This is a genomic window from Agrococcus sp. Marseille-Q4369 (genome assembly GCF_018308945.1).
Classification (GTDB): Bacteria; Actinomycetota; Actinomycetes; order Actinomycetales; family Microbacteriaceae; genus Agrococcus.
The window spans coordinates 1,650,541-1,671,085 of sequence record NZ_CP070501.1; the positions used below are offsets into that span (position 1 = coordinate 1,650,541).

At 67.8% G+C, this 20,545-nt stretch carries 17 protein-coding genes; 11 read left to right on the forward strand and 6 right to left on the reverse strand.

Going from position 1 to position 20,545, the window contains the following annotated elements; translation table 11 throughout:
- Positions 1-138 precede the first annotated feature (138 nt).
- From JSQ78_RS08280 to JSQ78_RS08290, 3 genes are read right to left on the reverse strand one after another with little or no spacing between them, the layout of a single operon-like run.
- The gene (locus JSQ78_RS08280; RefSeq protein WP_211446945.1) at positions 139-1,071 is read right to left on the reverse strand and encodes a DUF429 domain-containing protein; all 933 of its coding nucleotides are present in this window, start codon (positions 1,069-1,071) and stop codon (positions 139-141) included.
- On the reverse strand, positions 1,059-1,472 hold the full coding sequence (locus JSQ78_RS08285; RefSeq protein ID WP_211446947.1) for a hypothetical protein: 414 nt from the start codon (positions 1,470-1,472) through the stop codon (positions 1,059-1,061). The genes JSQ78_RS08280 and JSQ78_RS08285 overlap by 13 nt, the downstream gene beginning before the upstream one ends.
- A gap of 21 nt (positions 1,473-1,493) precedes the next feature.
- Positions 1,494-2,453 carry a hypothetical protein gene (locus JSQ78_RS08290; protein ID WP_211446948.1) on the reverse strand — a complete coding sequence of 320 codons (960 nt, stop codon included), beginning with the start codon at positions 2,451-2,453 and terminating at the stop codon, positions 1,494-1,496.
- Between the two features lie 185 nt (positions 2,454-2,638).
- On the opposite strand from JSQ78_RS08290, the gene JSQ78_RS08295 reads away from it, so the two are divergent.
- On the forward strand, positions 2,639-4,624 hold the full coding sequence (locus JSQ78_RS08295) for a DUF262 domain-containing protein (RefSeq protein WP_211446950.1): 1,986 nt from the start codon (positions 2,639-2,641) through the stop codon (positions 4,622-4,624).
- 492 nt (positions 4,625-5,116) lie between these two features.
- On the opposite strand, the gene JSQ78_RS08300 is transcribed toward JSQ78_RS08295, so the two are convergent.
- Positions 5,117-6,427, reverse strand: coding sequence for an ISL3 family transposase (locus JSQ78_RS08300; RefSeq protein ID WP_211446952.1), 1,311 nt, complete (start codon positions 6,425-6,427; stop codon positions 5,117-5,119).
- Between the two features lie 779 nt (positions 6,428-7,206).
- Here JSQ78_RS08300 and JSQ78_RS08305 point away from each other — a divergent pair.
- Together JSQ78_RS08305 and JSQ78_RS08310 are read left to right on the forward strand one after the other, a co-directional pair.
- Positions 7,207-7,755 carry an NYN domain-containing protein gene (locus JSQ78_RS08305; protein WP_211446953.1) on the forward strand — a complete coding sequence of 183 codons (549 nt, stop codon included), beginning with the start codon at positions 7,207-7,209 and terminating at the stop codon, positions 7,753-7,755.
- 152 nt (positions 7,756-7,907) lie between these two features.
- Entirely contained in the window at positions 7,908-11,168 is a 3,261-nt protein-coding gene (locus JSQ78_RS08310; RefSeq protein WP_211446954.1) for an N-6 DNA methylase, read from the forward strand.
- A 708-nt stretch (positions 11,169-11,876) separates the two neighbouring features.
- Here JSQ78_RS08310 and JSQ78_RS08315 read toward each other — a convergent pair.
- Positions 11,877-12,950 (reverse strand): LacI family DNA-binding transcriptional regulator, encoded by a 1,074-nt coding sequence (locus JSQ78_RS08315; protein ID WP_211446955.1) that lies wholly within the window; start codon positions 12,948-12,950, stop codon positions 11,877-11,879.
- A gap of 163 nt (positions 12,951-13,113) precedes the next feature.
- On the opposite strand from JSQ78_RS08315, the gene JSQ78_RS08320 reads away from it, so the two are divergent.
- From JSQ78_RS08320 to JSQ78_RS08345, 6 genes are all read left to right on the forward strand, one after another.
- Positions 13,114-13,965, forward strand: coding sequence for an ABC transporter substrate-binding protein (locus JSQ78_RS08320; protein ID WP_211446956.1), 852 nt, complete (start codon positions 13,114-13,116; stop codon positions 13,963-13,965).
- Between the two features lie 69 nt (positions 13,966-14,034).
- Positions 14,035-14,823 (forward strand): amino acid ABC transporter permease, encoded by a 789-nt coding sequence (locus tag JSQ78_RS08325; RefSeq protein ID WP_211446957.1) that lies wholly within the window; start codon positions 14,035-14,037, stop codon positions 14,821-14,823.
- Positions 14,820-15,590 carry an amino acid ABC transporter ATP-binding protein gene (locus tag JSQ78_RS08330; RefSeq protein WP_283245016.1) on the forward strand — a complete coding sequence of 257 codons (771 nt, stop codon included), beginning with the start codon at positions 14,820-14,822 and terminating at the stop codon, positions 15,588-15,590. The genes JSQ78_RS08325 and JSQ78_RS08330 overlap by 4 nt, the downstream gene beginning before the upstream one ends.
- Positions 15,590-16,642 (forward strand): Gfo/Idh/MocA family protein, encoded by a 1,053-nt coding sequence (locus JSQ78_RS08335; RefSeq protein WP_211446958.1) that lies wholly within the window; start codon positions 15,590-15,592, stop codon positions 16,640-16,642. The genes JSQ78_RS08330 and JSQ78_RS08335 overlap by 1 nt, the downstream gene beginning before the upstream one ends.
- A 26-nt stretch (positions 16,643-16,668) precedes the next feature.
- Positions 16,669-17,838, forward strand: coding sequence for an NAD(P)/FAD-dependent oxidoreductase (locus JSQ78_RS08340; RefSeq protein WP_211446959.1), 1,170 nt, complete (start codon positions 16,669-16,671; stop codon positions 17,836-17,838).
- Between the two features lie 140 nt (positions 17,839-17,978).
- On the forward strand, positions 17,979-18,212 hold the full coding sequence (locus JSQ78_RS08345) for a hypothetical protein (RefSeq protein ID WP_211446961.1): 234 nt from the start codon (positions 17,979-17,981) through the stop codon (positions 18,210-18,212).
- A 48-nt stretch (positions 18,213-18,260) separates the two neighbouring features.
- Here the strand turns inward: JSQ78_RS08345 and JSQ78_RS08350 are convergent, their stop codons facing one another.
- A complete protein-coding gene (locus JSQ78_RS08350; RefSeq protein ID WP_211446962.1) occupies positions 18,261-18,782 on the reverse strand; it encodes a hypothetical protein in 522 nt (173 codons plus the stop codon).
- Positions 18,783-18,916: 134 nt separating this feature from the next.
- Here JSQ78_RS08350 and JSQ78_RS08355 point away from each other — a divergent pair, with 134 nt between their 5' ends.
- Entirely contained in the window at positions 18,917-19,429 is a 513-nt protein-coding gene (locus JSQ78_RS08355) for a hypothetical protein (RefSeq protein WP_211446964.1), read from the forward strand.
- Positions 19,430-19,594: 165 nt separating this feature from the next.
- Positions 19,595-20,374: an HNH endonuclease family protein gene (locus tag JSQ78_RS08360; protein ID WP_211446965.1), complete on the forward strand. Its 780-nt coding sequence runs from the start codon at positions 19,595-19,597 to the stop codon at positions 20,372-20,374.
- Positions 20,375-20,545 lie beyond the last annotated feature (171 nt).

Consider the following 20,545-nt stretch of genomic DNA (forward strand, 5'->3'; position numbering starts at 1 on the left):
CTTGAGTAGGTTGATTAGAGCACGAGGCATTGTCGTATCGACCTTCCGTGTTGTCTTCGGAGCAACATATCGCGCCGCGAACGAGCGGCCGCACGCACCGCGACCACTCAGGCGATGGGGACGAGCGATGCTGTGCGCTCAGCGGCGCCGCGCCTCAAGCAGTGTGGCTTCGAGCAGACGGGCCTCGTTGTTTGAGAGGCGATATTGTCCGGCTGGCGCGTCAAGCGTGAACATCGGTTCGCCGAGCACAGCATCACTCGTCGAGTCGGGAGCCGGCTCCGCGAATCGCACAGTCGATCGCGGAGCTTGCCTCAGCGCCCTCGGACGTGAAGCATGCGTGGGAGCTGGCGGGGCAACGATGTATCCAGACGCGATGTCGCCGTAGACGCCGAGGCGCTCGTCGCTCGTCGCCCACAGGTATGCCAGCCATGCGCACACGATGCCGTCAACCTCATCCTCAATGCGGTCGAGCGCGCTGTGACCAGTGGCCGCCTCGGCGATCGAGCGCAGTTCGCTCCACCGCAGGAGCGCGCTCACCTGCAGCGTCTGCTCCGCCTCGAGCAGCTCGAGCAAGCGGTCGAACTCCCGCTTGCGGAAGGCGAACTCGTACTTCGCCTTGTGCTTGTACTTCAAGATCAGGTCGAGCTCCCAGAGACCGACCATGGCTGGATGCGGATACACCTCGATGGCGACGCGGTCACGCAGGGCCGGGCCTACGGGGAAACCGAGCCGCTCGGCGATGACGGCTCCTCGCGGCGGATTCATCTCTGGCTTGCCGAGGTTCGTGGAGTGCGGGCTCGCGTCGAAGCGACCGAATGCGGCGTGGATCGCCGACTCGCAGGCTCGCCGCCCGGTTCGGTTCGTGACGATGAGCGGCGCATCGATCGCAATCACGCCCCGTCGTGGAGCGTGCGCATCGATCCAGTCGACGATCTCGTCGTCCGAGCCGGCGCTGCTCGATGCGAGCAGGCGACCGTCGGCGCCGACCGCCGCGAGACCGGTGCGGTTCTTCGGACCCCACGCCAGATCCACTCCGATGTGCACGGTCGAGGTGACCGTCAAGGCTTCCACCCGCACCAGTCGCAGCCGGCGAGCGACATGATCTCGCCGCACTGCGGGCACGCCTCGTTGGAGACCTGGCGGGGGCTGCTGCTCCGCTCGCCACCTGCCGACTGCGCCGATACGGGATGACGCACGCCCCAGCGACCCGGCAGCCACTCACTCGGGAAGGGCTTGACGTCACCGACGAGCTCCTGCACCTCGTCCTCAGAGCGGAACCCGATGGTCGAACCGTGGTGCACCTGGAGTGCCGGCTCCCCCGAGCGCCGCTCGACGCGGAAGTGGTCGCTGTACCGCAACAGCGCGGCGGCGTCGACCTTCGCCACGAAGTCGGCGATGAAGCGCTGGTTCTCGAAGGGTGTCCGGTACTCGCGGAACGCGTCCCCGAGCGTGTCGATCGTGCGATCAGTCATGCCGCCATCCTGCCCCGGAGTTCACGCGACGGTCAGCAGGTAGTCGCCGAGCCGCTCACTTCTCGCGCCCGGAAGCTCCGTCGCCGCCGCCCTCGACGCATCCGCCCAGTCAGGCAAGTGCGTCTCGGCGAAGAAGTCGCGCTCGGGTCGACCGAGGTGGTGCATCAGGACGAGCCGCTCCGATCGAGCATGCAACCAGCGGATGCGTTCTGGTCGCAGGTAGGACGCGGCACCGAAGAGCGAGACCACTGTCTCGAAGCGGCGGTCGCCCCTCCCGGGGAGGAACTCTTCGACCGGGCTGACGTGCACGTCGCGGACCCACTGGTGCTTGAAGAGCAGCGAGTGCATGAGCCCGCGACTGCTCTCCACGGCGGTGTACCCGTGCTGCTGGCCGGCGAGGCCGAGGTCGAGCGCGGCGCCCGCGCGCGAGCCGAGATCCGTCACGTGTCGGTCCGCGAGCCCGAGCTGGCGCAGCCGCTCGCCCAGTGCGAGCGCTCCGCTCGCCTCGAATGCGTCGTCGAAGTCGAGGGCGGCGAGATCCCAGGGCGAGTCGAAGTCGGTCGCGGTCGCGGGCGCGTCCTGGCGGCCGTACTCGGCGGTGACGGGAGCGATGTTGAGGGCCTTGCTGACGCTCGTGCGGTGTGACATGAGCCACAGCTTGACGCCGCGCCGGACAGGGCGTTGACCGAGCGGCTCCCGGCCGAAGGGCACTTCGACCTGCGGCAGGTGCAGCTCGATGTTCAGGCGCCGGTAGAACTTCCGCGGCGTCCCCGCGCCGTGGATGATGCGAGCCGCCCGCTCGTAGGTCGTCGCGTCGACGTGACGACCCTTGATGACGTACGAGTGCTCTGCGCCGCCCTCGAACGTCGACGCCCATTTCCACCGCCAAACCGGGATTGTGGACCCCAGCCAGGAGAGTTCGCTGAGGAGATGCTCGCGCGCGCGAGCCCCTGCTAGTAAGCATTGAGCATCAGTGGTCATCGGCCGATTCTTTCTGCCACCATCCACACTGCGGGGCACTGCGATCCCGCAATGCGGATCTCGAGATGGCCGCGGCGAGACCCAGGGGAGGATCATCCATGACGCAAGGCGCGCTGCTTGGCATCGTGGAAGCACCCCCCTAGGGTGAGCGTGACCCCACGTCACCAGACAAGGATCTCAGTTCAATGCCCGAACTCGGCGAACCGCTCAAGCGAGTGCTTCAAGACAGACTTCTCGATGTTGCGGACTATCAGCGTCCGTATGCCTGGGAAGAGAAGCAGTTGCTCGACCTCTGGACCGACATCGACCTGCTTGGCGACCACTTCCATTACACCGGAACGCTGGTGCTTCAGGACACGGGCGCTACCAGCACGACCCGCTCGGGCGAAGTGCTCCCGGTCTATGAAGTGGTGGACGGGCAGCAACGGCTGACCACCTGCTTGATCCTCTTGGAGAGCTTGCGTCGTCACCTGCTCGAGGTCGCTGCGGGCGATGCTGACGCCGAGGAAGCAGCGAGCGACCTTGAGCGCTTGCTGTTCGTCAATGTCGAAGGCGTGAGACGCCCGCGGCTACAGCTCGCCGGCCCCCTTCGCAATGTGTTCGATGAGACGATTCTCGGTCGCAGGGCCCCCGAGGGCACACACTTGTCACTCGGTGCTCGAAGACTGCTTGACGCGCGCGGGTTCTTCGACGAGCGGTTGAACGAGTTGACCGTGGGCGCATCGAAAGCAACGGCTCTCGAGAGGCTGCTTGCATTGCGAAAGCGCGCAAGCTACCAGCTCAAATTCCTCGTGTATAGCGTGGCTAGGTCCGACGAAGTGGGCGTTCTTTTCGAGACTGTCAACGGACGAGGCAAACCGCTCAGTGAGTTGGAGAGGGTCAAGAACTACCTCTTGTATCTCTCTCGCCAGCTTGGAGCAGTTCAACGCGACGACATCGCACGCCGGATTAATGACTCTTGGGCCGCGATCTTCGTGAGTTTGGCGCGGGTCGGACTGAGGGATGATGCTCTTCTACGCGCACACTGGCTGGTGACACAGGACGCAAACACGAGAAACTGGCACGGTGCCGATTCGGTCAAGCTGAAGTTCCCGCGCTCAGAATTTGTTGCCGACAGCAGCCGCCTGGCGAGTTCCACTAAGAATCGCGAGGATCCGGACGAGCATAATGATCGACTGTACTCGGCTCTCGTTGATTATGTCGACTCCTTGCGCAGGAGCGCTCAAGTGCTCGCCGACGTCTACGACTACGGTGCAGAGTACCCCTCGTTCCCGACGACGGCATCGCGAATCGGCCAAAAGACAGCCGCGCTGCGCCGCAGCGGATCCATTGCGCCCTTCCACACCTTGATCCTTGCTACGCGACTGCTCCACCCCGAAGACGGCCAGTTGTACTACCGCGTGATTGACTTTTGCGAGAGGTTTTCGGCGCGGGTGTGGGCCATCCGTGGCCTGCGATCCAACGCAGGCGAGTCTTCGCTCCGTTGGGCGGCGCGCGATCTTTTCGAGGGGAAGCCGGCTGCCGAAATCCTTGACCGGCTGGAGCGCCGTTTGTGGGAACTTGCGCCCGACGACCAGATCCGTGCCAGCTTCGCGGTGGACGTGCAGTGGTTCCCACGCGCTACAGCGCACAAGTTCGTGCTCTACGAGTACGAGCTCGACAAGCAGCGCGAAGCTAGCGACGTGCCCCAATTCGGGGAGATGTCCGCTCGGGGCAGCAAGACCACCGAGCACATCCTTCCTCAAAACCCCGAGCAGGGATCCGCGTGGTGGGACGACTTCACCCCCGAACAGCACTCCACGCTCGTGCACGGCATCGGTAATCTAGTGCTAACCCGCGACAACTCCCGCTACGGTCGTCGGCCATATCTGGACAGCCCCGACGGACGGGAGCGCGGCAAGCGTGGCAGCGAGGGGCAGAGCGAGCCTTGGTGCTACTACAGTGAATCGAACCTTGCACGAGAGCGCGAAGTCGCTCTTCTCTACTCTGAGTGGACGCCGACCTCGATTGAGCACCGAGCGGCGGCGATCGCCGAATGGGCGTTGCAGCGCTGGCCCGCCCACCAACCACGGGCCGCTTCCGTCGAACGCGCGGCCGATGAGGACGAGGAACGGCTCGTGGAGGATGAAGCGTCAGAGCCGGTTCTCGAGACGGCGGATCTAGTCGTCTAATCCTGCGATAGGAACCGTCACTTTGTTGCGCCCGGAGGCGCCGGCTGGCGGTTCCGCGACGACTGGTCGGTCACCGCGAGCAGCTCACCCAGAGCGCGTCGTCGGGCGGGACGTTGCTGCTCAAGGCGGACGTGTCCAACGGCGAGGCGCGTGCAGGGTTACCGGAGAGCGTGGAGTCTGGTCGATCATCGTCGGCTCACTGAGCGGAGCGGACTGCGTGACGCGGTCAACGCGCAGATTTGGGAACGCGGGTCCTCGTCCTACTGGGGATGAGTCGCAGCCGCGCCACCGGTTCGCCGTGCTTCGCAACGTTCACAAGGAGGGTGACCAGCTTCTGCTCGTCGAGTCGCATGTCGACGCAGGCATCGCGCACACGCGACCAAGCGTGACGACGAAACGCTCGCCGTCAGGAGCCTCCAGTCGCACGAGGTCGAACCTCCGCTCGCCGTGCACGCGATCCGCGCCAAGCAGCGATGGACGGCGTAAAGGGGCTCATCGCATTTGAGGGTGTAGCAGCGGCCTGAAGCCGCCGGCCTCGAGCAACGATCTCGCGACGTAGTTGGTGAGGTTGCGGAAGCCGAGCGCGGAGCCGCGGAGGTGCTCAAGGCGGCCGTTGATCGCCTCCGTCGGACCGTTCGAGGTCCCGGGTCGGTCGAAGTAGGCGAGCACGTCGAGGGCTCGCTGCTTGAGTGTTCGCCCGAGCGTGATCACCTCGCGCAGCGCCGCGGGCACGCCGCTGCTGACCGTGTTGATCAGCTCGGTCATGAGCGTGCGCGCGGCCGCGCGGTCGGGTTCCCGGTAGGCGGCGACCATGCGCTGATAGATGCCCCAGGTGACCTCGACCGCGAGATGCCGCTCGTCAGCGAAGAGCGCGTCGAGCCGTTGCTGCTGCCGCAGCGTGTGGAACGCCGCGCCGGTGTGGAGGGTGCGGCGAGCGGCGTAGAGCGGATCGCCCTTTCTGCCCCGATGCCCGTGGATCTGCTGCTGGATCCGCCGCCGGCAGCTGTCGAGCGCGTTCCCGGCGAGCCGGACGACGTGGAACGGATCCATCACGGCGACCGCCTCGGGCAGCTCCTCGGTGGTGGCGGTCTTGAAGCCGGAGAACCCGTCCATCGCGACGACCTCGACCCGGTCGCGCCAGGCCTGGGATCGGGCGGCGAGCCAGTGCTGGAACGCCTGCTTCGAGCGGCCCTCGACCATGTCCAGCAGCCGCGCCGGCCCCGTCCCGTCGCGGATCGGCGTGAGGTCGATGATGACGGTCACGTAGCGGTCGCCGTGACGCGTGTGGCGCCAGACGTGCTCGTCCACGCCCAGCACCGCCACGCCGTCGAAGCGGGCAGGATCATCGAGCAGGCGCCGCCTGCCCTCCTCGAGCACGGCGGTGTTGGCGGTGTGCCAGGCGACGCCGAGCCCGGCCGCGACGCGCGAGACCGTGAGGTGGTCGAGCACCAGCGCGTCCAGCGCCCACCGCAGACCGGTGCGAGAGATCTTCGACCGCGGCTCCGCCGCCCGCGTGGTGTCCTGCCGCCAGATGCGGCCGCAGCCGGTGCAGCGGTAGCGGCGGACGCGGACCAGCAGCGCGGTGGGCCGGTGCCCGAACGGCGCGTGCGCCAGCCGCCGCGTGACCGTATCGCGCGGCACCCCTTGGCAGCCGCAGTCGCGGCACCACTCGTCAGCCTGCACGACCCGGCAGAAGAGCACCGCGCGGTCGGGCTCGAGGCGTTGGCCGATGGCTTCTAAGCCGAGCTCGTCGAGTCGGCAGAACGTGGTCAGGCAGGGCGCGTCAAAGGTAACGTCGGACACGTCGAGGTCTTTCGGACGGTGAGCGTAGGAACTTCCATCCTGGAAGACCTCGACCCCTACCCGGCCAGCGACGCACCTCGACCGTCTACACCGTCAACTGCGATGAGCCCGTAAAGGCTGGACCGCGTTGGCTTGCCCCGCGGCCGCAGCACTTCGACGCCAGTCCGCGGCTTGCCCGCCAGCTTGGACGGCAAGTCCGCCGTGTGGCCGCCGTCGAGCGGGCCCCCGTATAACCGGCCGACATGCGGGGATCGATCTCGATTCGACCGTTCTTGGGTGCATCCGTCCTCACCACTTCGGCAGCGGATGCGACGCCTCCACCGACCTGCCCGCCGCGGCTGCGGCGTGCAGGCTCTTCTGCTGGCGCACCCTGCGCAGTGGGAAGGGTTGCCGGGCGCCAGGCTCGACCCGAGCCACAGCGGCCTCAACCTCGGCTTTCCCGAGAACTGAGGTCGCGAGCGAGGCGGCCGTCCGATGTGTCGGGCGGCCGCCTCGCTGTTGGTCGAGCAGCCACGACTCCGGACTGCTCCCGTGGGCGGCCGGCCGGCCGGAAACTGTGCTCGTGGACATGGATCGCCCAGCACCGCCAGGAAGCGTCCCGGCCTTCGCTAGTGAGCTGGACCCCGAGATCGCGGAGTCGCTCGGCGTCACTCGAGGGACCGAGCTCGACATCCGCTGGAATCCGCGCGGCCACCGCGAGCTCTCGACGCGGATCCTCACCGGCGACCAGCGAACAGTCTGGATCGCCCTGCTCGCAGAGGGCGAGTGGGCTGTGCTCGATGCCCGAGCGCACCACCTACCTGCTGATCGACGGCGAGAACATCGACGCCACGCTCGGCGTCTCGATCCTCGACCGCCGCCCCGAGCCACAGGAGCGCCCGCGCTGGAACAAGGTCCTCGACTTCGCCGAGCGCGCCTGGCAGCAGCCGGTGAAGGGCCTGTTCTTCCTCGCGGTCAGCCATGAGCTGCCGGCGTCGTTCGTGCAGGCACTCATCGCCATGGGCTACCGGCCGGTGCCGCTGAGCGGCGAGGGCAAGGTCGTCGACATCGCGATCCAGAAGACGGCGGATGCGTTGGCCGAGCGGGCAGACGACGTCATGCTCGTGAGCCACGACCGCGATTTCGCGCTGCAGATGCAGCGCCTGGCAGAGGACGGCGCGCGCCGCGTCAGCATCGTCGGCTTCGGCGAGTTCATGGCCGGCGACCTGCGCGACGTCGAGGGCGTCGAGTTCTTCGACCTCGAGTACGACGTCGCCGCCTTCACGAGCCGCCTGCCGCGCGTGCGCATCATCCCGATCGACGAGTTCGACCCGCTCGAGTTCCTCTGAACTTGTTGCTGTCGATCGGCAACATCCCGCTCGCGGAGCGCCTCCACCCTTCCCGCGTCAGACGAGCTTCTCAACACAGTGCTCGCGGTCACGGCCTGTCACCGCGCCGCCTTAAGATCAGCGGACACCGCTGCCGCACGGAAGGCTGATCTATGGCGAAGCGCATGCCCACCGGGCGCAACGAAGTCGGGATGCTCAGTGACATCAAGGTGATCGCTGAATCCGTCGGAACTAGGGTCATGGGCTTTCCCGTCGAGTGGCGGGTAGAGACTGAGCTGACCAAGAGCGCCCAGCGCCCGGATGTCGAGATTCGTAGAGCGGATGGAAGCCACGAGCTGCTCGCCTCGGGGGAGGCTAAGAAGCCTGAGACGCCTGGGGGCCTTCACCCGTTCGTCGCATCTGAAGTGAATGGCGCAATCGGCAAAGCGAAAGCGTTGGGAGGCACTTACGCTTTCACCACAAACTTCCTACAGGTCGCACTGTTCGACGTCGAGAAGCATGACGAGCATGACTACCTTCGCGCACTCCTCGGAGATCGCATTGACCTGATCGGTGAGTCGGAGACCAGAGTCGCGAACTGGTGGGTCACGCTCACACCGACGAGACGCGAGGCTCTGGTCCAAGAAGGACTCGAGAGCTTCTTCAACCAGCTGCGCCGATTGCGACTCAAGCAGGAACTTGAGTCACAAATCAGCAAGGACGAGGTCTACCTAACGATCTTCAAGCAGTCGGCTGACTCCATCATTGCCGAAGCGCTTCCGGTCTTCATTGATTCGTACGGCAACGGCAGCCTTCCTGAACCAGTAGTGCAGGAGGCGACAGAACGCGGCTTCGACCTCTCGAAGGGCGACATCGCCCGCTACTTCGTCGCACAAGCCGTAGCGGAGGTTCTGACGTCCGGCCTCTTCTATGAAACTGTCCGGCCCAGCTTCTCGCTCGGCCCAATTCTTTCCGGCCTGAAGCCAGCCACCAGCGCACTCATGACCGCAACGCTGACCGCGAACCTGACAGAAGCAACGCGCTTCACTGGCGACTACGAGACGATCTTCGGGCTCTCTCAGGGTGCGCGGTGGGCGCTGGAGGTCGAGAATGGTTCGCTTCGGGCGTTCTGGCTCGAACTATTCGAGGCACTCGACGGCATAAAGTTCGAGGAAGTCAACAGCGAGATACTCGGGGTGATCTTCGAGCGGCTCATCTCCGCAGAGCGCCGCCAAGACATGGGACAGCACTACACCCAAACACGGCTTGCGCGGGCGATGACCGATTGGGCAGTGAACGACCCCGGCGACACCGTCGTCGACTTCTGCGCAGGCGGCGGGACGTTCCTGGTGGAGGCTTACACCAAGCTGAGGAAGGAACGAGGGCACACAGACGTTCTGGAGCAGATCTTCGGCAATGACCTCGATTCCTTCGCCGTTCATCTTTCGACAGTGAATCTCGCAACACGGTCCCTGTATAAGGGGCGGAACTTCCCGGCTGTCTCGAACCGAGACGCTTTGGCACTTCGCCCGGGCGACGCAGCCGTAGAGGTGACTCCCGATCATGGCGAGCCGTATCGGCTCGACTATCCAGACAGTTTTTCGGTTGTGCTTGGCAACCCGCCGTATGACGAGTCTGCGACTGACCCAGCTCGCTACCGCGCTGACCTAGCCGCACTCACTAAGCCGACTGCTGAGCCCGTGCTGCCCACCGGAATGCCAGACCACATCAATCTGGCGGGCTGGTTTGTATTGCTAGCGGCAGCTTGGCTCCGCCCTGGCGGCAGAATCGCATTGGTGCTCCCCGCCGCTATTCTGCAGAACGAGAAGCACGCGACCCTCGTCGCCTGGCTACGGCGCCGCTTCGACATGAGTGTCTGGCATACGGAGTCTGACGTCTGGTTTTCTGATGCGCGCGTAGCACCGGTCGTAATCTTCATGCGGGCGCGTACGACAAGCGAGACGGACTTCGGTCGCCTAAATTTCGTGAACGTGTTGGAACCACTTAGCGGGGGCGTCGACGCCGTGAATGGCTTCCCGCGGCCGGTTGAGCGTCACCTTGCGCGGGACCTCGGCGACTTGCCTGCGGGTGAGGACGCACTCATCGCTGGCACGATGCCAGATGAGCTGGTTTTGTTCGAAAGCTTGCCCGGTGCGGTCCGGATTGGCAGCATTCAAGATGCATCTGTGTACCGTGGCAATAAGTTGGGACACGCCTTCTTCAAGCTTCAGGATCGGGAACCAACCAGTGACAAGAAGGTGAGAAGCTTGCTAGGGCACGGTATGCCAATCCGCCTCAATCGCGACTACCTGTCGCCCCTCTTCCGGTCACCGAAGGACGAATCGACCGGTGAGTTTAACTCGGCGCTTGCGAACTGGTGGATTCTCAGCGCTCCGGCTCAGCTCCCAAAGGGCGGCGACCTCGAGAAGTACGTACGAGCCGGCGAGCGACTGGGCGTGGCTGACAAGCCAAGCGTGAAGGCGAAAGGCCAAACCTGGTGGAGCGCAAAGTGGAGATCGTCGCGCATCGCGGTTGGTGCACATCCGCAGTTTCAGCCGCAAGTCTGGTGGTCGAATAAGCCCTTCGTCACCACCGACAACTTTCAGGCAATCACGCTGTCGGATTCGGTCGCGCGCGACGATCAGGAACTTGTCGCGGCGACGCTAGCCAGCGCGTTCGGAGCGCTGTCGGCCCTCTATCGCAGCAACGAGGTCGGATGTGAGGGAGTGCGATGGGTTTCGACGTCTAATCTCGAGGCCTGGTTCTCCCTCGACTGGACAAAGGTAGAGTCTGGCGACAAGACCGCAGTGTTGAGCGCCTACCGCACCTTCAGAACGCTCAAAGCGTCAAAATTGTACGAGATGCCTGGCTCGACTTCAGCAGCATGGGCCGAGTTGACCGTCGCGGTCGCAAGGGCAGCCGGATCGACGAACCCTGAAACGCTCGGCGCGGATGCGGTCGAGGAGGCCATCGCAACAACCCTTAGACGTCGCGAGCGTGAGGTGCGTGCCACGAGCGGAAGGACCAGAGCGGGCTCGACAGGGGCAGCGAAGCTGATCCGTGACGTGCGCGCGTTCACCGAGACGATGGTTTCGTTCCGGGACGTCGTCGAAGCGCTATCCGGTGGAGACTCGACGCTCAAACTCAAGAGCCAAGAGGTTGAAGCCACCCTATTCGACGTACTGAACGAATCCGAGCGGGTTCAAATAGGCAATCAGCTGGTCACGCATCTGGGTGAAGGATTTGAGGCGGCACCTGTCTGGGAGGAGAGTACCGTAACTCTTGTTGAGGCCCTGTACAGCGCGGTAGTGGAGCAGTTCGTGCACCCCGATGCCGATGGGTCTCATACCGGCGCATTCGGGTACGTGGCTCAAATTGTCCGCGATCAGGTCACCAAGTCGCTGAGCGCGGCCGTCCGGAAGCGGTTGACATGAGGGCTCGCTCGGGGGCGCGATGGTACATCGGTACGCGCTCGCCGCTAGGAATCATCGATTGTCCCTCACGAGACGACGAAGGTCCTCGGTCGAGCACATGGCTCGCAGGACGCGCAAGTACCGCGACGAGCCGGCGGACGGTGTAGGAGAGGTAGCGCTCGCGGGCGGACTCGTGGAGGACTGTCGGGCCCCGCTGCTTTGTGAAGCACAATTCCTGATCAGGTTGCTACGAGCACGCCCGCGGCATCGCGGGTCGAGTACGCAGCAATGGTCGACGCGGCAGCGCTGGTTCCGCAGTCCACGCGAGCTCCCCGCTGCTGCAGCGGCGCTCTGCGGGCACGAGTTCGGCGAGGTAAGCCGCGGCGAGGTGAAACGACGACCCATCCGTCGGGTGCCGGCGCCGGCCCCCAATGATGACCATGGTAGCGCGGGCGGCGAAGAGTGCTCTTGAAACCGCCTGGCCGCGATCATTCGGCAGGCTAACGCTCAGACGATCGCGCCATGACCGGAGCGGCCTACGGCGCCGGCTCTCTGACGTTGAGACAACGTGCGTCCCGATTGAAGCGAGGCGCGCTCTAGCGGCGCGCTGCGAACGCATCTGCGGTGTCGTAGACCTGGACGATCGCGAAGACGTGTGGGCGCTCGGCGTCACGGGCGATCAAGGAGGCGATGCGTGCCGATTCTCGTCAGCCCGACGAACCGCGAGCTTCATCGCACCGGCGGCGCCACCGACTGTCGCTCGATGAGGTGCTGCTTCAGCACGCGCGTCACGGGCGGGCGGCCGTCGCCGCGCACGCGACGGATCAGCAGCTCCGCAGCCTCCGCGCCGATCTCATGGATCGGCTGCGCCATCACCGTGATGCCGGGCGTCGCGACGCCCGTCCAGTCCGCGTCGTCGAACGCGACGAGCGAGAGGTCGCGCGGGATCAGCAGGCCGAGCTCGCGCGCCGCCCGGAAGACGCCGAGCGCGATGAGGCTGTCGGAGGCGACGATCGCGGTCACCGGGCCGGCGGCGGTGAGCAGGCGAGTCGCCATCCGCTCGACGCCCTCGCGACGCGCGTTGAGGTGCACGTGCCGCTCGGGGTGCTCGACGCCGCCCGCGGTCAGCGCATCGAGGAAGCCCTCGATGCGCTCGGCGACCGACGACGTCGCTACCACGGCGGACCGGTCGAAGTCGGTCGGGTGCGTCATGGTCGAGATGAAGGCGATCCGCCGGTGTCCGGCGTCGACGAGCAGCGAGGTCAGCTCGCGCGCGCCGCTGCGGTTCGCGGCGATGACGCTGTCCACTTCGACGCCCTGCGCCGTGCGGTCGAAGAGCACGAGCGGCCGCCCCGCGTCGACGACGGAGCGCAGGTTCTCGGTCTCGACCGAGGAGGCCGAGGCGACGAGCAGCCCGTCGACGCGCTTGGCGAGCTGGACGCCGATCGCCTTCGCCTCGGTCTCGAGGTCTTCGTCGGAGTTCGAGAGGATCAGGTCGAAGCCTGCTGCTGCGGCCACGTCGGCAGCGCCACGCGTCGCCTGCGCGAAGAACGGGTTCTCGATGTCGCCGACCACAATGCCGAGCGTGTTGGAGCGGCCGGTGCTCATCGTGCGAGCGAGGGCGTTCGGCCGGTAGCCGAGCCGGTCCGCGGCGCCGAGCACGCGATCGCGGACGGCGTCACTCACGGCGCCGTAGTCGCCGAGCGCCCGCGCGGCGGTCGCCTTCGACACCCCGGCCGCAGCAGCGACATCGCTCACCGTGACCTCGCGCCGTCCGCTGCCCGTGGCTGCCGATTCGCTCACCGCTCCTCCGATTCGAGTGTTGACGTCTCACCGCGTCGTGCCGTACTGTCCCAGCAAACGGGTTGAGACCGGTCTCAACATAACCGAGTGAGACCGGTCTCAGCAACGGGACCAACAGCATCCGATGCAGCACCACCGGCGTTGCACCATCGAGAGGACCACCATGAAGCTCCGCCCCAACCACCGCCGCACGGCGATCGCCGCCGTCGCGGCGGCCGCAGCCCTCGCGCTCGCGGCCTGCTCGGGAGGCTCGCCGAGCGCCTCCGAGTCGGCGACCGAGGACAACCCCTACGGCCTCATCACGCCCGGCCAGATCCGCGTCGCGAGCCTCGGCGACGCCCGGCCCTACACGTTCACCGACGAGTCGGGCGAGTTCACCGGCTTCGACGTCGAGCTCTTCACCGACGTCGCCGAGCGCATCGGCGTCGAGGACGTCGTCTTCACCGGCCAGGACTTCTCGGGCCTGCTCGCCGCCGTCGCGAACGGGCAGTTCGACGTCGGCGTCGCCGCGATCGGCATCACCGAGGAGCGCCAGCAGACCGTCGACTTCAGCGACGGCTACCTCGCCGGCTACCTGACCGTCATGGCGAACCCCGACGCGGGCATCGCCGACGAGGCCGACCTCGCCGGCACGCGCCTCGGCGTCGTGCAGGGCACGCTGCAGGAGGCCTACGCGGTCAAGAACTTCACCGACACCGAGCTCGTGCGCTTCCCCGACAACAACGCGGCGATCTCTGCCGTCAACAGCGGCTCGATCGACGCGCACTTCCTCGACTACGAGGCGGCGAAGGAGTACGCCGAGCAGTACGGGCTCGAGAACGCGATCGACATCCCGTCGTTCGACGCCCCCGCCGGCTTCGCGATCGCGAAGGGCAAGCCCGAGTTCCAGGCCGCGCTCAACGAGGCGCTCGCCGCCGCGATGGAGGACGGCACCTGGAAGGAGCTCTACGAGAAGTGGTTCCCGGGCTCGCCGATGCCCGAGCAGTACCTCCCGTCGAGCGAGCAGTCCGAGTAATCGAACCCTCGGTGTCCGGTGCGGCGTGACCGCGCCGCACCGGACACCTCAACTGCAACGGAGCACACCATGGACTGGCTCGACAACCTCATCAAGACCTTCCTCGACTTCGAGGCCATGTGGCTGGTCCTCCCCCAGCTGCTGGGCGTCGGACTCGTCAACACCCTCGTCATCTCGATCGCCGCGACCGCCATCGGCGTCGTGCTCGGCATGGTCGTGGCGATCATGGGCATCTCGCCGTCGAAGTGGTTGCGGGTCCCCGCCCGCGTCTACACCGACATCTTCCGCGGCCTGCCCGCGATCCTGACGATCCTGCTGATCGGCCAGGGCTTCGCCCGCATCAGCCAGCAGATCTTCGGCCCCTCGCCCTACCCGCTCGGCATCCTGGCCCTCAGCCTCATCGCGAGCGCCTACATCGGCGAGATCTTCCGCGCCGGCATCCAGAGCGTCGACCGCGGTCAGCTCGAGGCCTGCCGGGCGCTGGGCATGAGCTACGGGCGCGCGATGCGCCTCGTGGTCGTGCCCCAGGGCATCCGCCGTGTCCTGCCCGCGCTCGTGAACCAGTTCATCGCGATCGTGAAGGACTCGAGCCTCGTCTACTTCCTCGGCCTGCTCGTCACCGAGCGCGAGCTGTTCCGCGTCGGCCAGGACGCTGCAGTGCTGACGGGCAACCTGTCGCCGCTCGTGCTCGCGGGCGTGTTCTACCTCGTGATCACGGTGCCGCTGACGCACCTCGTGAACTACTTCGACGACCGCTTCCGCACGGGCCGCCGCAAGCCCGCACCGCCCAAGAGCGGACTCGATGAGCTCGAGGAGCTCACCCCCACGCCGGCCCTCACCTACGGGAGCAACACGTGACCTACACCACCCCCGTCCCCATCACCGACGGGCACCTCTACGCCGGCTCGAGCCTCGAGCTGCGCGACCTGACCATGGCCTACGGCGACATCGAGGTGCTCCGCGAGGTGAGCCTCGAGGTCGCGCCCGGCACGACGACGTGCATCATCGGCCCCTCCGGCTCGGGCAAGTCGACGCTGCTGCGCGGCGTCAACCGGCTGCACGAGCCGAAGTCGGGCGACGTGCTGCTCGCGGGCGAGAGCGTGCTGACCCAGAAGCCGGATGCGGTGCGCAAGCGCATCGGCCTCGTCTTCCAGCACTTCAACCTCTTCCCCGACCACACCGCGCTCGAGAACGTCGCGCTCGCCGTGCGGCACGTCAAGGGCCTCTCGAAGCCCGAGGCGCGGCGCGTCGCCGAGGCGCGGCTCGAGAAGGTCGGGCTCGCCGAGCGCGCCGACCACCGGCCGCGCGACCTCTCCGGCGGGCAGCAGCAGCGCGTCGCGATCGCCCGCGCGCTCGCGATGGAGCCCGAGGTCATGCTCTTCGACGAGGCCACGAGCGCGCTCGACCCCGAGCTCGTCAAGGGGGTGCTCAACCTCATGGCGCAGCTCGCGCAGCGCGGCATGACCATGCTCGTCGTGACGCACGAGATGGGCTTCGCCCGCAAGGTCGCCGACCAGGTCGTCTTCATGGACGAGGGCCGCGTCGTCGAGGCAGGCGCCCCGAGCGACCTCTTCGAGCAGCCCAAGAGCCCGCGCCTGCAGCGCTTCCTCTCCGAGGTGCTGTGATGCCGTCGACCTCTCAGGCGCCGATCCGCACCGCGGTCATCGGTTACGGCACCTCGGGCCGCATCTTCCACGCGCCGTTCCTCGCGGCCGACCCCGACTACTCGCTCGACGTCATCGTGACGGCGAACGACGAGCGGCGGGCGACGGCGGAGGCGCAGCACCCCGGGGCGCGCGTCGTGCCGACTCCGGATGCGCTGTGGGCGCAGGCGGGCGAGCTCGACCTCGTCGTGATCGGCTCCCCGAGCGGCACGCACGCCTCGCTCGCGTCGGCCGCGCTCGACGCCGGGCTCGACGTCGTCGTCGACAAGCCGTTCGCGGCGACCGCCGAGGAGGGCGAGGCGCTCATCGCGCAGGCCGAGCGCCTCGGGCGGCGCATCACCGTCTACCAGAACCGCCGCTGGGACGGCGACTTCCAGACGCTCCGGCAGCTCATCGCGCAGGGCGCGCTCGGCAAGGTGCGACGCTTCGAGTCGCGCTTCGAGTGGTGGCAGCCCGAGCCGCGCGCCGGCTGGAAGTCGGAGGCGACCGCAGCTGAGGCTGGCGGCATCCTCTACGATCTCGGCACGCACCTCATCGATCAGGCGATGCAGCTCTTCGGCGCCGTCGACGAGGTGCACGCTGAGGTCTTCCGCCGCCGCCCGGGCGCCGCCGCCGACGACGACGTGTTCCTCGCGCTGCAGCACGAGTCGGGAGTCGTGTCGCACCTGTCGATGAGCGCCGTCGCGCCGGCGTTCGGCCCGCGCTTCCACGTGCTCGGCAGCCGCGCCGCCTACACCTCGTGGGGCCTCGACGGCCAGGAGCCCGCGCTCCTCGCCGGCGCGCTGCCTGGCGACGCCGGCTTCGGCGAGACCCCCGAGGAGCGCTGGGGCGTCGTCGGCGCCGGCGACGACACCCGCCGCGTGCCGACGCTGCGCGGCGACTACGGCGCCTTCTACCGCGGCCTCGCCGAGGCGCTCCGCACCGGCGGGCCACCGCCCGTCGACCCCGCCGACGCCGTCGCCACCCTCCGCATCATCGAGCGGGCGCACGCCACCTCGGCAGCCCTGCACTGAGCCCGTACCGACCAGAAAGCATCCGCATGACCACCTCCTCGCCCCTCCACGTCGCCGTCCTCGGCGGCGGCATCCTCGGCGCCTCGACCGCCGCCCACCTCGCGCGAGCCGGCGCATCCGTCACTCTCGTCACCTCGGGTGCCCTCGCTGACGGCGCATCCGGCCGCTCGATCGCGTGGCTCAACTCCTCCGGCGACCGCTCGGCCGCCTACCACTACCTGCGCCTCATCGCCCTCGACCGCTACCGCACCTGGAGCGCGCGGCACCCCGAGAGCAGCTCGTACCTGCGCTTCGACGGCGCGCTCAAGTGGGGCAGCGCCGACGAGAGCTTCGCCCAGACGTTCGCGTTCGAGCGGGCGGGCGGCTACGACGCGGTCTGGGTCGACCGCGACGACGTCGCGGCGATCGCCCCCGACGTCGACCCGGATGCGGTGGCCGACGAAGGCGCGATCTTCAACCCGGGCGAGGGCTGGGTGAACCTGCCCGACCTCATCGCCGCGCTCGTGAGCGAGGCCGTCGCGAACGGCGCCCAGGTCATCGAACAGGCGGGCGACGCGCGGGTCGACGTGCAGGACGGCGCGGCCGTCGGCGTCGTCCTCGGCGACGGGACCCGCATCGCTGCCGACCGCGTCGTGCTCGCGACCGGCGGCTCGGTGCCCGCGCACCTCGCGGCGTTCGGCGTGGACGTGCCGGACGCGACGCCCACCGCGTTCGTGCTCATCACCGAGCCGATCGAGCAGGAGGTGCGGACGGTGCTCAACACGCCGCGCGTCGCGGTGCGGCCGATGCCTGACGGCCGCCTCGTGCTCGACGCCGACTGGGCCGAGCAGTCGATCGTCGTCGGCGACGACGGCGAGATCACGGTGCCCGACGCATCCGTCGAGGGCCTGCTCGATGAGGCGTCGAAGGTGCTCGCCGGCAACCCGAAGCTCACCGCGCAGCGCGTCGCGGCGGGGCTCAAGCCGATCCCGGGCGACGGCGAGCCGGTCGCGGGGCGCGTGCCGTCGATCGACGGGCTCTACACGCTCTTCACGCACTCGGGCGCGACGCTCGGCCTCATCCTCGGTGAGCTGCTCGCCGAGGAGATCGTGACCGGCAAGCCGTCGCCGGTGCTCGCGCCGTTCACGCTCGACCGCTTCAGCGACGAGCAGGAGCGCGACGAGGTCGGCACCGGAGCTTGGGCGCCGGTGCGCTGAGCCGCGTTGCACAACGCTTCGAGGGGCGCGCCGCGCCGCGCGCTCCTCGAAGCCGGCGCTCAGAAGCGCAGCCTCGGGCGACGCGACCAATCGGCGCCTGGAGCCTCACGATCGCGCCGCTCGCTTCGGCTCCCGAGCTCGTGGACGCCGGCACGGGGGATGCGGTGTTCCTGTACGGCGGGGATGCGGCCGCGCTCGCGGCCACGCACGACGGCGGCAGCAACTTCGCGGTCATCGAGGAGACTGACGCGTTCCTCTCGATGGGATTGCTCATCAACGAGATCGGCGCCTACAGCGGCACGGTGCCCATCAGCTCCGGACCGTCGGTGCTGATGGTGACAGCCGACGGGAACTGGACTCTGCAGGTGCAGTAGCCACGCGGCCAGCGGGCGTCGTGCACTCCGGTGCGCGGCGCCCGCTCGCTACCCGCCGACGACGCGCGGCGCGACGCGCGGCGCGTCCTGTCGGCGCCGCGCCATCGCGATCATCCACTCGACGACGAGCGCGAGCCAGCCGCCGAGCCAGGCGATCGCGGCGAAAGCGGCGATCGCGTTCGAGATGTCGTTGATCGGCGACCCGCTGCCGGTCTGCCCGACGACGAGGCCGAGCGTCGACGCGACCGACTCGCTCGTGTCGCCGCCGTCGACGACCGTGAAGCCGACGACCATCACGCCGATCGACGTGAGCCACGCCCAGATGACCGCCCGCGTGCGGTGCCCCGGCGCCCGCAGCGCGCCGCGGCGTCGCAGCATGCTCACCGCGGCGGTGATCACCGCCGCGTAGCCGAGCAGCCAGATCGGGAAGGAGAAGAACATCCCGACGAGCAGCCAGCCGCCGGTCGGCAGCTTGAGCGCGATCGCGAGGAGCGGCGCGATGATCGCGACCCAGCCGGCTGCGACGAGCGCCGCATCGGAGCGAGTGGATGCGTGGGCGTCGTCGTGCATGCCGCCAGCGTGCCGCATCGATGCTCGAAGGCCGCCGATGCCGCGCGGACGCTTCTCCTCCGGACGGCGGCCCTCAGCCGCCCGCCAGCCGCTCTCGATACGGTTTCATCCCGCACCGCGAACCGGAGGCGACCATGAACGACGCAGCGCGACCCGACGCATCCGCCGACGCCCACGGCAACCTCTCGACGTACTTGAACGAGCACCTGCTCGCCTCGGAGGGCGGGGTGAAGGCGTTCCGCGCGGCGGCGAAGACGTTCGAGGGTTCCCCGCACGAGCGGACGCTCAGCGAGCTGGCCGACGAGGTGGATCGCGATCGGCGCGACCTGGCGAAGATCATCCAGCAGCTCGGCTACCGGCCGAAGGGCTGGAAGCGCGCGCTCACGCTGCTGCTGCGCGCCGGCGGGAGCGTCAACCCCATCAACCTGCTGCGCATGCGGCGCAGCTCGATGACGCAGCTCGAGCTCGACTTCCTCACCGGCGCGGTGCGCGGCAAGCTCTCGATGTGGCAGGCGCTCATCGAGCTGTCGACCACGGACTCGCGGTTCGATCGGGCGCTGCTCGACGACCTCGTGCGACGCTCGGAGCACCAGATCGCCGAGGTGCAGCGCATCAGCCACGAGACGGTGCGGGAGCGGTTCGCGTAGGGCTCAGCAGCCACAGTTCGCACGGCAGAGGCGCTGGCGGAGGTGCCGGCCTGGTCACCCCTCGTGCATACGATGGCGAGGACGGGCAGCCCCAGCGGTCGTGAGCCGCCCAGGGGCTCGACGGTGATCCAGCCACCGCGCCATCGCCCTCGGACGGAGATCGCCATGCCGCCAGCGCCCCGGCTCGTGCGCGCGCGGTCGGCTCGGGCGCAGGTCGGTGCGGCTGCGGCGATCATCGGCGCGGTGCTGCTGAGCGGGTGCAGCGCCGCGGGTGCGATCACTGCGGACCCGCACGTTCGAGAGACTGCGCAACCGGCGCCCAGGCTCTCGCCGAGTGCTGCTCCGGCGCCGATCGCGCCGACGACAGCGCCGGCGTCCGGCCACGAACAGCTGCAGTCGATCGCGTCCGCGCTCGAGCTGATCGACGAGTCGGCTGCGATTCCGCCGTATCGGCGCGCCGACTTCGGCGACGGATGGGTCGACGTCGACCGCAACGGATGCTCGACCAGGCAGGACATCCTGCAGCGCGATCTCGAGGGCGAGACCGTCGCCGACGACGGCTGCACGGTGCTCACCGGCACGCTCGCGATCGACCCGTACACCGGCCAGAGGATCGACTTCGCCCACGATCGCGTCGGGGGCGACAGCCAAGCGGTGCAGATCGACCACATCATCAGTCTCTCGTCCGCGCACCGCGGGGGCGCGTGGGCGTGGAGCTTCGACGAGCGGGTCGCATTCGCGAACGACCCGGCGACGCTGCTCGCCGTCGATGGTCCGACGAACTCAGCCAAGAGTGATCGCGGGCCAGGCGACTGGATGCCCGAGGATCCGGGCTACTGGTGCGAGTATGCGGCTCGCTACGCGAGAATCGCGCACGGCTACGGGCTCGCCGTCTCGAGCGAGGACAAGCGGATGCTCGTGGACGTGCTGGAGGCGTGCGGCTGAGGCCGGTCGCGAACGATCCGATCGGGCGCAAGGTGGTGACTCGGGCTCCGCATGTCACACTTTAGGCACGTAAAGTATCGTTAGTGATACACCGAGCACCACTTAGGGGGCGCCGTGGGACGCTGGGAAGCGCAGGCGTGGTCGGGAAGGGATGACCCAGGCCTGACCCGC